Origin of the sequence: Pseudomonas sp. IT-P258 (assembly GCF_949767825.1) — a bacterium.
GTDB lineage: Bacteria > Pseudomonadota > Gammaproteobacteria > Pseudomonadales > Pseudomonadaceae > Aquipseudomonas > Aquipseudomonas monachiensis.
The window spans coordinates 85,558-99,440 of the sequence record NZ_CATKPU010000021.1; the positions used below are offsets into that span (position 1 = coordinate 85,558).

A 13,883-nucleotide genomic window follows, 5' to 3' on the forward strand; every position below is an offset into this window, starting at 1 on the left:
GCAGGAAGCCCGAGTTGCTGAGTGAATTACTGAGGTATTTTTCAAAGGCCGTTCCAACCATTCATTTCACCGGCAACCTTTAAAGCAAAAAAAGCCGCTGCTCCCGAAGGAGCAGCGGCTTTTTCAAGTACTTCGTTAAGGCTTAGTAGCCCAGGTCGAAGTTCTCTTCTTTCATGTCCATCAGGTTGTTGGCGCCCGACAGCATGGTTACAACGTGAGTGCGGGTACGCGGCAGGATGCGCTGGAAGTAGAAACGCGCAGTCTGCAGCTTGGCGGTGTAGAACGCCTCTTCGGAAGTGCCGGCAGCCAGTTTCTCGGCAGCCAGACGCGCCATGTCAGCCCAGAAGTAGGCCAGGCAGGCGTAACCGGAGTACATCAGGTAATCCACGGAGGCCGCGCCGACTTCTTCGCGGTCTTTCATGGCGGCCATACCGACCTTCATGGTCAGCTCGCCCCATTCCTTGTTCAGTGCGGCCAGCGGAGCGACGAACTCCTGGACCGCTTCGTTGCCTTCGTTGGTCTGGCAGAACTTGTGGACGATCTTGGTGAAACCTTTGAGGGCCTCGCCTTGGGTCATCAGCACTTTACGGCCCAGCAGGTCGAGTGCCTGGATACCGGTGGTGCCTTCGTACAGCATCGAGATGCGGCTGTCGCGGACGTTCTGCTCCATGCCCCACTCGGCGATGAAGCCGTGGCCACCGTAGATCTGCACGCCGTGGTTGGCCGATTCGAAACCGACTTCGGTCATGAAGGCTTTGGCGATTGGCGTCATGAACGCCAACAGTGCGTCGGCTTTCTTCTTCTCTTCTTCGTCCACACCGTACTTGACGATGTCGACCTGCTTGGCGGTGAAGTAAACCATTGCACGGTTGCCTTCGGCGAATGCCTTCATGGTCAACAGCATGCGGCGTACGTCAGGGTGCACGATGATCGGGTCAGCGGCTTTGTCCGGCGCTTTCGGGCCAGTCAGCGAGCGCATCTGCAGACGGTCGCGAGCGTATTTCAGGCCGCCCTGGAAACCGACTTCAGCGTGGGCCAGGCCTTGCAGCGCAGTACCCAGGCGTGCGGTGTTCATAAAGGTGAACATGCAGTTCAGGCCTTTGTTCGCCGGGCCGATCAGGAAACCGGTAGCGCCGTCGAAGTTCATCACGCAGGTAGCGTTGCCGTGGATGCCCATCTTGTGTTCCAGGGAACCGCAGGACACAGCGTTACGCGCGCCAACCGAACCATCGGCGTTCGGCATGAACTTCGGCACGATGAACAGGGAGATGCCTTTGGTGCCAGCCGGTGCGTCCGGCAGGCGGGCCAGAACGATGTGGACGATGTTGTCGGCCATGTCGTGTTCACCGGCCGAGATGAAGATCTTGGTGCCGGAAACCTTGTAGGAACCGTCGGCCTGAGGCTCGGCCTTGGTGCGCAGCATGCCCAGGTCGGTGCCGCAGTGCGGCTCGGTCAGGCACATGGTGCCGGTCCACTCGCCGGAAACCAGCTTGGTCAGGTAAGCCTCTTGCTGTTCAGGGGTGCCGTGCTCGGAGATGGTGTTCATCGCACCGTGCGACAGGCCTGGGTACATGCCCCACGACCAGTTGGACTCGCCAACCATTTCGCTGATGGCCAGACCCAGGGACTCCGGCAGGCCTTGGCCACCGTGCTCTACGTCGTGAGCCAGGCTCGGCCAGCCACCTTCGACGAATTGCTTGTAGGCTTCCTTGAAGCCAGTCGGGGTCTTAACGCCGGACTCGCTCCAGGTGCAGCCTTCGAGGTCGCCCACGCGGTTCAGCGGAGCCAGTACCTGCTCACAAAACTTGGCGCCTTCCTCAAGAATGGCGTCAACCATGTCCGGAGTTGCGTCGGCACAAGCCGGAAGGCTCTGATAGTGCGCTTCGTAGCCGAGCAACTCGTCACGAACGAAGCGAATATCACGCAAGGGGGCCTTGTAGTCAGGCATAGCGATAAACCTCTGCTGATGTAACCGGGAATGAACGACCGCATTGATTTGTTGTTGCGATCAAACAGTTGTTTGAAACATACGTTTACGCCCAAATCTTGTCAAGCGTCGATCTTTTGCCGTTCGTCATCGCAGGATTGGACACACAGGCACGCGACAACGCAGCCGCGCTTGCGAAGCAGCCAGCCGCACCGAAAAGATTAGTTGAACAAGAAAGACTTACGCAGAAAAACGCCGCGAACAGGCGCGGCGCTGGAGGGTGCAAATTCTTTAAAGAATCAGGCGTAGGTATCGATCAACGTCCCGAGCACTTCGTCGGCTGCCTTGGCGATTTTCACGCCCAGCTCCGCCTGAATCTTGCCTTGGGCCATTTCGACCACGTTGCTGGCCAGGTCCGATTGCCGGCTGCGATCAACCGATCGCAGACGATCGACCTGCGCCTCGGAGGACTGGCTGGTGACCGAACGCTCGATCGTCGTGTTGGCGATCTGCCCGGCGGCTTGATCGACACGGTTCTGCCCCGTCTGAAGAGTGCTCAGACCGGCATAAAAAGCGGTGTTTCCTGAGATTTCCATGGGAGAACTCGTCCTTTCAAAGGATCAACAGCGGCCATTGAAGCAGAGTGGCTGGCAAAACACCCGTCAAAAACACTAATGGCACAGTGCCTTGCCATAGGCAAAGCCCCCATGCGACAAACCTCAGTCCAACAGGTCCAGTTGCAAGTGCTCGGCCACTGCCTCGGCCGTGACGACCTTGAGTTTAGGCACACGCCCCAGGCACGGTGCCGGGATACGCTCGGCAAGGGTGGCCAGGTTTTCTTCCAGCCGCGAGGTCTTGGGGTCGATAATGTTGGCCACCCAGCCCGCCAGTTGCAAACCGTCCCGGGCAATCGCCTCAGCGGTCAGCAAGGCATGGCTGATGCACCCCAGCCGCACGCCGACCACCAGGATCACCGGCAGCTTCAAAGCGATGGCCAGGTCCGACAGATTGTCCTGATCCGCCAAGGGTACGCGCCAGCCGCCAGCGCCTTCGATCAGGGTGAAGTCTGCCTGCATGCCCAGGATCTGTCGCATCGGCGTCAGCAACGACTGCACCGTCAGTGCCACGCCCGCCTCTCGCGCCGCCAGATGCGGGGCAATGGCCGGTTCGAAGGCCATCGGATTGACCTGCGTGTAGGTCAGCGGCAGCGAACACTCCGCCAGCAAGGCCAGCGCATCGGCGTTGCGCAGGCCCTTGGGCGTCACATCGCAACCGGACGCGACCGGCTTGCCCGCCGCCGTGCTCAATCCCGCCGAACGCGCCGCATGCAGCAGCCCCGCAGCGACCGTTGTTTTACCGACATCGGTATCCGTGCCGGCGATGAAATAGGCTGCGCTCATAAGGGCTTCTCCAAAACGGCGTACACCACTTGATAAGTCGCCGGCAGGCCCTGGGCCTGACGAAACTGTTCGTAAGCTTCAATCAGACCCAGAATCCGCGCCCGGCCGGTCAAGCCACCCGGCCGCCCGGGATTGAGATTGTGCGCACCCAACGCCTTGAGTTCATGGGTCAGGCTGCGCACATCCGGGTAATGCAGCACATGCGCAAGGTTTTGCAGACTGACCACATTCAAGGCGCTGGCCGCACACAACTGCTGATAAACACCAAACTCCCGGAAGCGGTTGACGTGCACCATGCCGTCGACTTCGCGCCAGCTGTCGCGCAATTCAAACAACGTCCCTACACACAGACTAGCAAACGCGAAAATGCCACCCGGTTTCAGTACTCGAAAGGCTTCACTGAGCACCGAGTCGAAGTCCGCGCACCACTGCACCGCCAGGCTGGAGAAGATCAGGTCGCAGGTCGAATCCTGCAGTGGTAAGCGCTCGGCATCGCCGGCCACGAAGTGTGTGGCGCCGCCCAATGGCCGGGCGTGGTTGAGCATGCCCTCGGCGATGTCCAGCGCCACACCGTGACTGCCCGGAAATTGCTCATCCAGGGCACGACTGAAATGCCCGGTGCCACAGCCAAGGTCCAGCCAGCGCTGCGGTACGAAGTCTTGCGGCATGCGCCCGAGCAATTGTCTGCCCACATCCCGCTGCAACTCGGCCACGCTGTCGTAGCTGGCCGCCGCGCGGGAGAATGAAGCGGCTACCTGACGTTTGTCAGGCAAGGCGCCGGGCAGGTTGGGAAGGGATAGATCAGTCATCGCCGGACTCATGCAAAAAGGCCTGGATCGCCCCCGCCACACCGTGGGGATCCTCCAGGAGAAACGCGTGGCTGGCCTGTTCAATCAGACCGATTTCGACATCCGGCAGCAATGCCAGTAACTCGCCCGCCGCTTCCACCGGCACCAGCCCGTCGAGGCCGGCGAACAGATGCAGTTGCGGACCGCGGAACGATTGCAGAGCCTGTCGTGTATCCAGTTGTGCGAGCACCTGCAGGCCACTGAGCAGCACTGGCGCGGCGGTATTCGGGGCCCCGCCGAGCAACAACCGCGACAGTCCGCGGGAGTCTTCGGCGCCTTGGGCGCAGAGTAGTGAAAAGCGTTTCAAGGTCGCGCGCGGATCGGCTTCGCATCCCGCCAGAAACGCGTCGAAGGTTTCTCCGGGCATCGCGCTTGACCATTGATCATGGGCGACAAAAGAAGCATTGCTGGCCAGGGTGAACACGCCACAGCAGCGATCGCCACGCCGGGCCGCCAACTCGCAAGCGAGCATGCCGCCGAATGACCAACCACCTAGCCAGACGTCTTGCGGCAAAGTCGAATCAAGCTCATCGAGCCACTCTTCAAGATCGCTCGACTCCAGCTCCGGCAACGGCTCTATCTCGACATGCAGGTGCTCATCCAGGCCACGCAAGGCCGCCGCCAGAGGCTCCAGCGGTGAAACGCCAAGGCCCCAGCCGGGCAGCAGAATCAAACGATCACGCATGGCTTGGCTCCGGCTTCAGTTGCTGAAAACAATCGGCCAGTCCATTTAACAATAGCTGTACCTGGGCTTCGCTGTGGGCAGCCGTCAGCGTGACCCGCAGCCGGGCGCTGCCGGCGGGTACGGTCGGCGGGCGAATCGCGGTCACCATCAACCCGCGTTCACGCAACATCTGCGAAAGGCGCACCGCGCGCCCGGCGTCACCGATCATGATCGGCTGGATCGGCGTGAAGCTGTCCATGAGTTCCAGGCCAATCTGCTCGGCACCTTTGCGGAACTGGCGGATCAGCGTCTGCAAATGCTCGCGGCGCCAGTGTTCGCTGCGCAGCAGTTCCAGGCTTTTCAACGTGGCGCAGGCCAGCGCAGGTGGCTGACTGGTGGTGTAGATGTAGGGACGGGCGAACTGGATCAGGCTTTCGATCAGTTCTTCGCTGCCAGCCACAAAGGCACCCGCCGTACCGAACGCCTTGCCAAGGGTGCCGACCAGCACCGGAACGTCATCCTGGCTCAAGCCGAAGTGTTCGACGATGCCGCCACCGTTGGCGCCCAGCGGTCCAAAACCATGGGCATCGTCGACCATCAACCAGGCGCCTTTGGCCTTGGCCTCTCGGGCCAGCGCTGGCAAGTCGGCGATATCACCGTCCATGCTGAACACGCCGTCGGTGACCACCAGCGTATTGCCAGTGGCTTTTTCCAGGCGCTTGGCCAAACTCACCGGGTCGTTGTGCAGGTAACGATTGAACCGCGCGCCGGACAACAGCCCCGCGTCGAGCAGCGAAGCATGATTGAGCCGGTCTTCGAGCACCGTATCACCCTGCCCCACCAGCGCCGTGACCGCGCCGAGGTTGGCCATGTAGCCGGTGGTGAACAGCAACGCGCGCGGGCGACCGGTCAGGTCGGCCAACGCTTCTTCCAGGGCATGGTGCGGGGAGCTATGGCCGATGACCAGATGGGATGCCCCTCCGCCCACACCCCACTTCGACGCACCGGCACGCCAGGCTTCGATCACTTGCGGATGATTGGCCAGGCCCAGGTAGTCGTTGTTACAGAACGCCAGCAACGGCTGGCCATCGACCACCACTTGCGGCCCCTGCGGGCTTTCGAGCAGCGGGCGCTGGCGGTAGAGGTTTTCGGCACGACGGGCGGCAAGGCGTGCGGCGAGATCGAAAGACATGCAGGCCTCGACTATCAAATGACACATGTCCCCTGTGGGAGCGGGCTTGCTCCGGGCGGCGATCCGACGAATACGGACTGACATTCAACATTGATGTCGACTGGACTGACGCCTTCGCGAGCAAGCCCGCTCCCACAGGGGGTTTCGCATTCCTTCAGAGGAACCGGAGCGAATTTCAGATGGCCGCGTTATAGAACTGCTCGCTGCTCTTCTGCTCCACCAGGGCCTGCTCGATCGCCGCCTGATGCACCTCGTCGGCGTGCTCTTCGCGGGCTTCCGGCAGGATGCCCAGGCGAGAGAACAGTTGCATGTCCTTGTCAGCCTGCGGGTTGGCGGTGGTCAGCAGTTTTTCGCCGTAGAAAATCGAGTTGGCGCCGGCAAAGAACGCCAGGGCCTGCATCTGCTCGTTCATGGCTTCGCGGCCGGCGGACAGGCGCACGTGGGATTGCGGCATCAGGATGCGCGCGACGGCGAGCATGCGGATGAAGTCGAACGGGTCGACGTCATCGGCATTTTCCAGCGGCGTACCGGCGACTTTCACCAGCATGTTGATCGGCACCGACTCCGGATGCTCCGGCAGGTTGGCCAGCTGGATCAGCAGGTTGGCGCGGTCGTCCAGCGACTCGCCCATGCCGAGGATGCCACCGGAACAGATCTTCATCCCCGACTCACGCACATAGGCCAAGGTTTGCAGGCGCTCGCTATAGGTGCGGGTGGTGATAATGCTGCCGTAGAACTCCGGCGACGTGTCGAGGTTGTGGTTGTAGTAGTCGAGACCGGCCTTGGCCAGTGCTTCGGTCTGATCCTGATCCAGGCGACCGAGGGTCATGCAGGTTTCCAGGCCCAGGGCTTTCACGCCTTCGACCATCTTCAGAACATACGGCATGTCCTTGGCCGACGGGTGCTTCCACGCCGCGCCCATGCAGAAGCGGGTCGAACCGATGGCCTTGGCGCGAGCGGCCTCTTCAAGGACCTTCTGCACCTCCATCAGTTTTTCTTTTTCCAGGCCGGTGTTGTAGTGACCGGACTGCGGACAATATTTGCAATCTTCCGGGCAGGCGCCGGTTTTGATCGACAGCAGGGTCGACACCTGGACGCGGTTGGCGTCGAAATGCGCACGGTGCACCGACTGCGCCTGGAACAACAGGTCATTGAATGGCTGAACGAAGAGTGCTTTGACTTCGGCCAAAGTCCAGTCATGACGCAGGGTTGCAGTGGTGCTGGCGCTCATGGGCGTTTCCTTTGAATTATGCTTTGGCATGCGGTTGGGTAATGGAATGTCACAGCCGCTTCACAGATGTTTCGGCATATTTAAGGAAGAGCGATGCGCTGTCAACCACGATACGAAGGGCAGGTTTACATCTGGTTAAAAAACAAACAATCGTGCCTTTTGTGCGATGAATCGGCCGACGGTATCCCTCCTGTCTGCACGGCCTGCGAAATCGAGCTGCCCTGGCTCGGCGATCACTGTCTGGCCTGCGCCCTGCCGCTCCCGGCCCCGGGCCGCACCTGCGGCCATTGCCTGAAGCAGCCACCGGCCTTTGAACAGGTGATTGCGCCTTGGACCTACAGCTTTCCGGTAGACAGCCTGATCACCCGCTTCAAACACAACGCCAAGTGGCCGTTTGGCCGCCTGCTCGGCGAACTTCTTGCTCAATACCTGCAACATCGCTTCGAAGACGACCTGCCGCGCCCCCATGCGCTGATTCCGGTCCCGTTGGCCATCCGACGCCTGCGCCAGCGCGGGTTCAATCAGGCGGCGATGCTGGCTAACTGGCTGAGTGCGAGTCTCGATATCCCTTGCGACGAACGGTTGCTGCTACGCCACCAGGACACCGACGCCCAACAGGCCTTGAACGCCCAAGCCCGCCGAAAGAACCTGTGCAACGCTTTCTCCCTGGCACCCGGCGCCGTCGTCAAAGGCTTGCACCTGGCGCTGGTCGACGATGTACTGACCACCGGCGCCACGGCCCAGGCCCTGGCTCGCCTGCTGATGGACGCCGGTGCGGCGAGGGTCGACGTCTATTGCCTGGCCCGTACGCCCAAACCCGGCGAAACACCCTGACTTGACTCGCGCGACCCAAGCGGCCAACTTCCTGACCATCGTCACCACTCAAAGCGACTTGTCATGTCTTTGCCCACCTTACTGTCCCAGCACATCGTCCGCCGTCCGCAGCGCATCGCCCTGCTGCAGCACATCGCCGAACAAGGCTCGATCACCCGGGCGGCCAAAAGCGCGGGCATGAGCTACAAGGCCGCCTGGGATGCGATCGATGAGCTGAACAACCTGGCGCAGAAACCGCTGGTGGAGCGGATTGTCGGCGGCAAGGGCGGCGGCGGTGCGCGACTGTCCAACGAAGGCGAGCGGGTGTTGCGCCTGTACCAGAAGCTGCAAGCCTTGCAGGCCCAGGTGCTGGAAGCCGCTGAAGACGCGAGCGATCTGGACCTGCTCGGGCGCCTGATGCTGCGCACGAGCGCGCGCAACCAGTTACACGGCAAGGTGGTGGCGATTGAACCTCAGGGGCGCAACGACCTGATTCGCCTTGAAGTCGCCGAAGGCCTGATCGTCGCCGCGCAAATCACCCACGACAGCACCGAGCGCCTGGAGCTGCAAATCGGCACCGATGTCGTGGCATTGATCAAGGCCGGCTGGCTCGACGTACTGCAAACTGACACCGTCGAAACGCCTGGAAACAATTGCCTCAGGGGCATCATCGAAAAAGTCCTCGACGCCGATGACGGCCCCAGCGAAGTGCGCATCACCCTGGCCAACGGTCTGACCCTATGCGCCCTGGTCGAACCGAGTCTTCTGCAAGCATCGGAGTTGACCTGCGGCAAGCCGGTGCGCGTGGAGTTCTCGCCGTCCCGGGTTCTACTGGGCACGCCGCTTTAAGCAAACTGCAACAAAAGGTTCATTACTCATCTTTAAGGTGTCTGCAAAATCCGCAGGGAGCCTGAAATGAGCCTATTAGAAGAAAACCAGTCCACCGACCTCGAAAACATGGTCGGCCTCAGCCGTCGCGGCTTCATCAGCGCAGGTGCCCTGTGCGGCGCTGCGATGTTCCTCGGCGGCAATCTGCTGAGCCGCAGCGTGATGGCCGCCAGTGTCAGCGCCGGTAACAGCCAGTTGTTGGGCTTCGACAGCATTGCCGCCGCCACCAGCGACTCCATCACCCTGCCACCTGGCTACAAGTCCTCGGTACTGATCAGCTGGGGCCAGCCTCTGCACAAGGACGGTCCGGCGTTCGACCCGAGCGGCAACGGCAGCGCCGAACATCAGGAAGTCCAGTTCGGCGACAACAACGACGGCATGAGCCTGTTCGAATTTCCGGGCGAAAAAGACCGGGCGCTGATGGCGATCAACAACGAATACACCAACTACCGTTACCTCTACACCCACGGCGGCATGCCGCAATCGGCCGAAGAAGTGCGCAAGGCGCTGGCCTGTGAAGGTGTGTCGGTGATTGAAGTGCAGCGCAAGAACGGCCAATGGCATTTCGTCCAGGGCTCGCGCTACAACCGCCGCATTCACGGCAACGCACCCATCACCCTGAGCGGCCCGGCCGCCGGACATGCCCTGCTCAAAACCAGCGCCGATCCACAGGGCAAGAATGTCCTGGGCACCTTCCAGAACTGCGCCAACGGCAAGACACCGTGGGGCACCTATCTGACCTGTGAAGAGAACTTCACCGACTGCTTCGGAAGCAGCAACGCCGAGCAGAAATTCGACCCGGCGCAAAAACGCTACGGCGTGGTGGCCACCAGCAAAGAGATCAACTGGCACCAGTACGACGAGCGCTTCGACATGGCCAAGAACCCCAACGAGCTGAACCGTCACGGCTGGGTGGTGGAGATCGATCCGTTCGATCCGAAGTCGACGCCGGTCAAACGCACGGCCCTGGGCCGCTTCAAACACGAAAACGCCGCCCTGGCCGAAACCGCCGACGGTCATGCCGTGGTGTACATGGGCGACGATGAGCGCGGTGAGTTCATCTACAAATTCGTCAGCCGCGACAAGATCGACCACAAGAACCCCAAGGCCAACCGCGACATCCTCGACCACGGCACCCTGTACGTAGCGCGTTTCGATGCCGGCGACGGCAACGTCGATCACCCGAAAGGCCAGGGCGAATGGATCGAACTGACCCATGGCAAAAACGGCATCGATGCCAGCAGCGGCTTTGCCGATCAGGCCGAAGTGCTGATCCACGCCCGCCTGGCTGCCAGTGTGGTGAAAGCCACCCGCATGGACCGCCCGGAATGGATCGTGGTCAGCCCCAAGGATGGCCAGGTTTACTGCACGCTGACCAACAACGCCAAACGCGGCGAAGACGGGCAACCGGTGGGCGGGCCGAACCCGCGCGAGAAGAACGTCTACGGGCAGATCCTGCGCTGGCGCACCGAGCGTGACGATCACGGCTCGAAAACCTTTGCCTGGGACCTTTTCGTCGTCGCCGGTAATCCGGGGGTTCACGCCGGCACACCCAAAGGCGGATCGTCGAACATCACGCCACAGAACATGTTCAACAGCCCGGACGGTCTGGGCTTCGACAAGGCCGGACGCTTGTGGATTCTCACCGATGGCGATTCGAGCAACGCCGGAGACTTTGCCGGCATGGGCAACAACCAGATGCTCTGTGCCGACCCGGTAACCGGCGAGATTCGCCGCTTCATGGTTGGCCCGGTAGGTTGTGAAGTGACAGGGATCAGCTTCTCGCCGGATCAGAAAACCCTGTTTGTCGGGATTCAGCATCCGGGTGAAAACGGCGGCTCGACTTTCCCCGAGCACCTGCCCAACGGCAAGCCGCGCTCTTCGGTGATGGCGATTTCGCGGGAAGATGGCGGGATCGTCGGCGCCTGACAGGGCCTCTTCGCGGGCAAGCTCGCTCCCACTTTGGATTGTCGGTGTGCATGCGATCGGCGGCACACCAGAGATCTCCTGTGGGAGCGAGCTTGCTCGCGATGGCGTCAGCCCAGACACCACACATCTCAGTCCAACCACTAAAACCGCGCCGTCTGCGCTACCATGCCTGGCCGGACGCAGCAGCCTGCTGCGCGCAGGAGTCAGCATGGCCCACCCGTTTGAAACCCTCACCCCAGACCTCGTGCTCGATGCCGTTGAAAGCATCGGCTTTCTCAGCGACGCGCGCATCCTGGCCCTCAACAGCTACGAGAACCGCGTCTATCAGGTCGGTATCGAAGACGCCGAGCCGCTGATCGCCAAGTTCTACCGGCCGCAACGCTGGAGCAACGAAGCGATTCTGGAAGAGCACCAGTTCACCGCCGAACTCGCCGACTGCGAGGTGCCAGTCGTGGCGCCGTTGATCCACAACGGTGAAACCCTGCACGAACACAAAGGATTCCGCTTCACCCTGTTCCCCCGCCGTGGCGGCCGCGCACCGGAACCGGGCAACCTCGACCAGTTGTATCGCCTGGGCCAGTTGCTCGGACGCCTGCATGCGGTCGGCTCGACTCGGCCGTTCGAGCACCGTGAAGCGCTGGCGGTAAAGAACTTCGGCCATGACTCGCTGGCCACGTTGCTCGATGGCAACTTCATCCCCCGCAGCCTGCTACCGGCCTACGAATCGGTGGCCCGCGATCTGCTCAAGCGTGTGGAAGATGCCTACAGCAACACGTCGCACCAGAACATCCGCATGCACGGTGACTGCCACCCCGGCAACATGATGTGCCGCGACGAGATGTTCCATATCGTCGACCTTGACGACTGCCGCATGGGCCCGGCGGTGCAGGACATCTGGATGATGCTCGCCGGCGACCGTCAGGATTGCCTGAGCCAGTTGTCGGAACTGATGGACGGCTACAACGAGTTCCACGACTTCAACCCCCGTGAACTGGCCTTGATCGAACCGCTGCGCGCCTTGCGCCTGATGCACTACAGCGCCTGGCTCGCCCGCCGCTGGGAAGACCCGGCCTTCCCCCGCAGTTTCCCTTGGTTCGGTACCGAACGGTATTGGGGGGATCAGGTGTTGGCGTTGCGCGAGCAATTGGCGGCGCTCAACGAAGAGCCGTTGAAGCTGTTTTAATCGAAAATCAAAAGATCGTCCGAACGCGGCCCGAGCCTTCGGCAGCTCCTACAGGGCGAATATGTTTTCTCTGTAGGAGCTGCCGAAGGCTGCGATCTTTTTTCTGACACGACACATCTATACAACCACCTTACAATCCCCTCTTTGTTAGCTGCCTAAGCAAGGATTCTGCATGCAAGCCGCCAACCCGCGTCGCGGGTACATTCTAGGCCTGAGTGCCTACATCATCTGGGGACTTTTCCCCCTCTACTTCAAAGCCATCGCCAGTGTGCCCGCCGTGGAAATCATCATTCACCGGGTACTGTGGTCGGCGCTGTTCGGCGCCTTGTTGCTGATGGTCTGGAAGCATCCCGGCTGGTGGCGCGAACTGCGAGAAAACCCGCGGCGGCTGGCGATCCTGGCCCTGAGCGGTGCGCTGATCGCAGCCAACTGGCTGACCTACGTCTGGTCGGTGAACAACGGACGCATGCTGGAGGCCAGCCTGGGTTACTACATCAACCCCTTGGTGAACGTGTTGCTGGGCATGCTGATTCTTGGCGAACGGCTGCGGCGCATGCAATGGATTGCCGTCGGTCTGGCGGCTGTCGGTGTGGCGCAACAGGTCTGGCAAGTCGGCAGCCTGCCATGGGTGTCGCTGGTGCTGGCACTGACCTTCGGTTTCTATGGCCTGATTCGCAAGCAGGCGCCCGTCAAGGCGCTGCCGGGGCTGGTGGTGGAAACCTGGATGCTAGTGCCGATTGCACTTGGCTGGTTGCTGCTCAATCCGACGGCCAGCAGCGCCCAGGCCGAATTCTGGACCACGTCCCAGGCTTGGTGGCTGGTCGCCGCCGGCCCGATCACGCTGGTGCCGCTGGTCTGTTTCAACGCTGCTGCAAGGCATTTGCCCTACACGACACTGGGCTTTCTCCAGTATCTGGCCCCGACACTGGTGCTGCTGCAAGCAGTCCTGCTGTTTGGCGAACACCTGTCGTCCAGCACCTTGGTAGCGTTCATGTTTATCTGGGCCGGCCTGGCGGTTTACAGCATCGATGCGTGGATAAGTTTGCGCCGCCGCAGCTGATCAAAAAACGCACAAAAGCCTGCAGGCCACGTCTTCCGTGGCCTGCATCATTCCTTCCCAAGGTTATCCACAGCGTGATCCCCGCCGTTTGTGCGCAAGTATCTGAAACTGCTGGTTTTTTGATCAGAACCTGAAAACCCCCGGTCGGCGTGGCCTGGCGAGGTGTCTCTACAGGTTATCCACAGGCCGGTGCACGTTTAACTTGGATAACCTGATCAGGGTTCACTGCGCAGCACCAACTCGACCATCAGGTCGTCAGCCAGGGTTTCCAAGCGCGATTGCAGTACGTCCAGCGACAGCGTCAGCGGGACCGCGAGAATCGCTTCGGCATGGAACAGCGGCTCGCTGCTCATTGGTGCCGGACGCACTTCGGTGACCAGCCGTTCCAGATTCACCCCCTGCTCGCTCAGCAAGCGCGTGATGTCACGCACGATCCCCGGGCGATCATTGCCCACCAGTTCCATGGCAATCGGTTTCCAGGTGCAGGATTGTTCGATACCGCTTTCTGCGATCAATACGCGAATGCCATGAGCGGACAAGCTCTGCAAGGCATCGACCAGTTCGTCGTAGGCCTCGGCCGGCACCCCCACCCGAAGAATCCCGGCGAATTGTCCCGCCATACGCGACATGCGGCTTTCCAGCCAGTTGCCGCCGTGCTCGGCAATGCATTGGGCAATGCGCTCGACTTGCCCGGGTTTGTCCGGAGCAAAAACAGTGAGTACGAGGTGGTCCATGGCACAGCCCTCTT

Annotated in this window: 13 protein-coding genes; 5 read left to right on the plus strand and 8 right to left on the minus strand. The window is 61.2% G+C overall.

Going from position 1 to position 13,883, the window contains the following annotated elements; all coding sequences use genetic code 11:
• Positions 1-142: 142 nt before the first annotated feature.
• The 7 genes from ACM6G4_RS07660 to bioB all read right to left on the minus strand — a co-directional run bounded on the left by ACM6G4_RS07660 (position 143) and on the right by bioB (position 7,262).
• Positions 143-1,948, minus strand: coding sequence for a phenylacyl-CoA dehydrogenase (locus ACM6G4_RS07660; protein WP_095944826.1), 1,806 nt, complete (start codon positions 1,946-1,948; stop codon positions 143-145).
• 278 nt (positions 1,949-2,226) lie between these two features.
• Positions 2,227-2,523, minus strand: coding sequence for a pyrroloquinoline quinone biosynthesis protein PqqE (locus ACM6G4_RS07665; protein ID WP_414913402.1), 297 nt, complete (start codon positions 2,521-2,523; stop codon positions 2,227-2,229).
• 123 nt (positions 2,524-2,646) lie between these two features.
• Positions 2,647-3,327 (minus strand): dethiobiotin synthase, encoded by a 681-nt coding sequence (gene bioD / locus ACM6G4_RS07670; RefSeq protein WP_056726612.1) that lies wholly within the window; start codon positions 3,325-3,327, stop codon positions 2,647-2,649.
• Positions 3,324-4,136, minus strand: a complete 813-nt coding sequence (bioC, locus tag ACM6G4_RS07675) for a malonyl-ACP O-methyltransferase BioC (RefSeq protein ID WP_056726611.1) — start codon at positions 4,134-4,136, stop codon at positions 3,324-3,326. The genes bioD and bioC overlap by 4 nt, the downstream gene beginning before the upstream one ends.
• On the minus strand, positions 4,129-4,860 hold the full coding sequence (locus tag ACM6G4_RS07680; RefSeq protein ID WP_414913403.1) for an alpha/beta fold hydrolase: 732 nt from the start codon (positions 4,858-4,860) through the stop codon (positions 4,129-4,131). The genes bioC and ACM6G4_RS07680 overlap by 8 nt, the downstream gene beginning before the upstream one ends.
• Complete coding sequence (gene bioF, locus ACM6G4_RS07685; protein ID WP_223541360.1) at positions 4,853-6,031, minus strand: 8-amino-7-oxononanoate synthase; 1,179 nt, start codon at positions 6,029-6,031, stop codon at positions 4,853-4,855. The genes ACM6G4_RS07680 and bioF overlap by 8 nt, the downstream gene beginning before the upstream one ends.
• A gap of 175 nt (positions 6,032-6,206) precedes the next feature.
• Positions 6,207-7,262, minus strand: coding sequence for a biotin synthase BioB (gene bioB, locus ACM6G4_RS07690; protein WP_414913404.1), 1,056 nt, complete (start codon positions 7,260-7,262; stop codon positions 6,207-6,209).
• Between the two features lie 93 nt (positions 7,263-7,355).
• On the opposite strand from bioB, the gene ACM6G4_RS07695 reads away from it, so the two are divergent.
• The 5 genes from ACM6G4_RS07695 to rarD all read left to right on the plus strand — a co-directional run bounded on the left by ACM6G4_RS07695 (position 7,356) and on the right by rarD (position 13,135).
• A complete protein-coding gene (locus ACM6G4_RS07695; RefSeq protein ID WP_414913405.1) occupies positions 7,356-8,096 on the plus strand; it encodes a ComF family protein in 741 nt (246 codons plus the stop codon).
• A 63-nt stretch (positions 8,097-8,159) separates the two neighbouring features.
• On the plus strand, positions 8,160-8,924 hold the full coding sequence (locus ACM6G4_RS07700; protein WP_414913406.1) for a TOBE domain-containing protein: 765 nt from the start codon (positions 8,160-8,162) through the stop codon (positions 8,922-8,924).
• 66 nt (positions 8,925-8,990) lie between these two features.
• Positions 8,991-10,892 (plus strand): PhoX family protein, encoded by a 1,902-nt coding sequence (locus tag ACM6G4_RS07705; protein ID WP_414913407.1) that lies wholly within the window; start codon positions 8,991-8,993, stop codon positions 10,890-10,892.
• A gap of 208 nt (positions 10,893-11,100) precedes the next feature.
• A complete protein-coding gene (locus ACM6G4_RS07710; protein ID WP_414913408.1) occupies positions 11,101-12,075 on the plus strand; it encodes a serine/threonine protein kinase in 975 nt (324 codons plus the stop codon).
• Positions 12,076-12,247: 172 nt separating this feature from the next.
• On the plus strand, positions 12,248-13,135 hold the full coding sequence (gene rarD, locus ACM6G4_RS07715; protein WP_046039417.1) for an EamA family transporter RarD: 888 nt from the start codon (positions 12,248-12,250) through the stop codon (positions 13,133-13,135).
• A 215-nt stretch (positions 13,136-13,350) separates the two neighbouring features.
• Here rarD and ACM6G4_RS07720 read toward each other — a convergent pair whose 3' ends face one another.
• Complete coding sequence (locus ACM6G4_RS07720) at positions 13,351-13,869, minus strand: glycine cleavage system protein R (protein WP_056726602.1); 519 nt, start codon at positions 13,867-13,869, stop codon at positions 13,351-13,353.
• Positions 13,870-13,883 lie beyond the last annotated feature (14 nt).

What these genes read in the sequence shown, in the direction of transcription:
- ACM6G4_RS07705 (WP_414913407.1), top strand. Translation starts at nt 8,991, where the DNA reads ATGAGCCTATTAGAAGAAAACCAGTCCACCGACCTCGAAAACATGGTC.
- rarD (WP_046039417.1), top strand. Translation starts at nt 12,248, where the DNA reads ATGCAAGCCGCCAACCCGCGTCGCGGGTACATTCTAGGCCTGAGTGCC.
- ACM6G4_RS07680 (WP_414913403.1), bottom strand. Translation starts at nt 4,860, where the DNA reads ATGCGTGATCGTTTGATTCTGCTGCCCGGCTGGGGCCTTGGCGTTTCA.
- ACM6G4_RS07660 (WP_095944826.1), bottom strand. Translation starts at nt 1,948, where the DNA reads ATGCCTGACTACAAGGCCCCCTTGCGTGATATTCGCTTCGTTCGTGAC.
- bioB (WP_414913404.1), bottom strand. Translation starts at nt 7,262, where the DNA reads ATGAGCGCCAGCACCACTGCAACCCTGCGTCATGACTGGACTTTGGCC.
- bioC (WP_056726611.1), bottom strand. Translation starts at nt 4,136, where the DNA reads ATGACTGATCTATCCCTTCCCAACCTGCCCGGCGCCTTGCCTGACAAA.
- ACM6G4_RS07700 (WP_414913406.1), top strand. Translation starts at nt 8,160, where the DNA reads ATGTCTTTGCCCACCTTACTGTCCCAGCACATCGTCCGCCGTCCGCAG.
- bioF (WP_223541360.1), bottom strand. Translation starts at nt 6,031, where the DNA reads ATGTCTTTCGATCTCGCCGCACGCCTTGCCGCCCGTCGTGCCGAAAAC.
- bioD (WP_056726612.1), bottom strand. Translation starts at nt 3,327, where the DNA reads ATGAGCGCAGCCTATTTCATCGCCGGCACGGATACCGATGTCGGTAAA.
- ACM6G4_RS07710 (WP_414913408.1), top strand. Translation starts at nt 11,101, where the DNA reads ATGGCCCACCCGTTTGAAACCCTCACCCCAGACCTCGTGCTCGATGCC.
- ACM6G4_RS07695 (WP_414913405.1), top strand. Translation starts at nt 7,356, where the DNA reads ATGCGCTGTCAACCACGATACGAAGGGCAGGTTTACATCTGGTTAAAA.
- ACM6G4_RS07720 (WP_056726602.1), bottom strand. Translation starts at nt 13,869, where the DNA reads ATGGACCACCTCGTACTCACTGTTTTTGCTCCGGACAAACCCGGGCAA.
- ACM6G4_RS07665 (WP_414913402.1), bottom strand. Translation starts at nt 2,523, where the DNA reads ATGGAAATCTCAGGAAACACCGCTTTTTATGCCGGTCTGAGCACTCTT.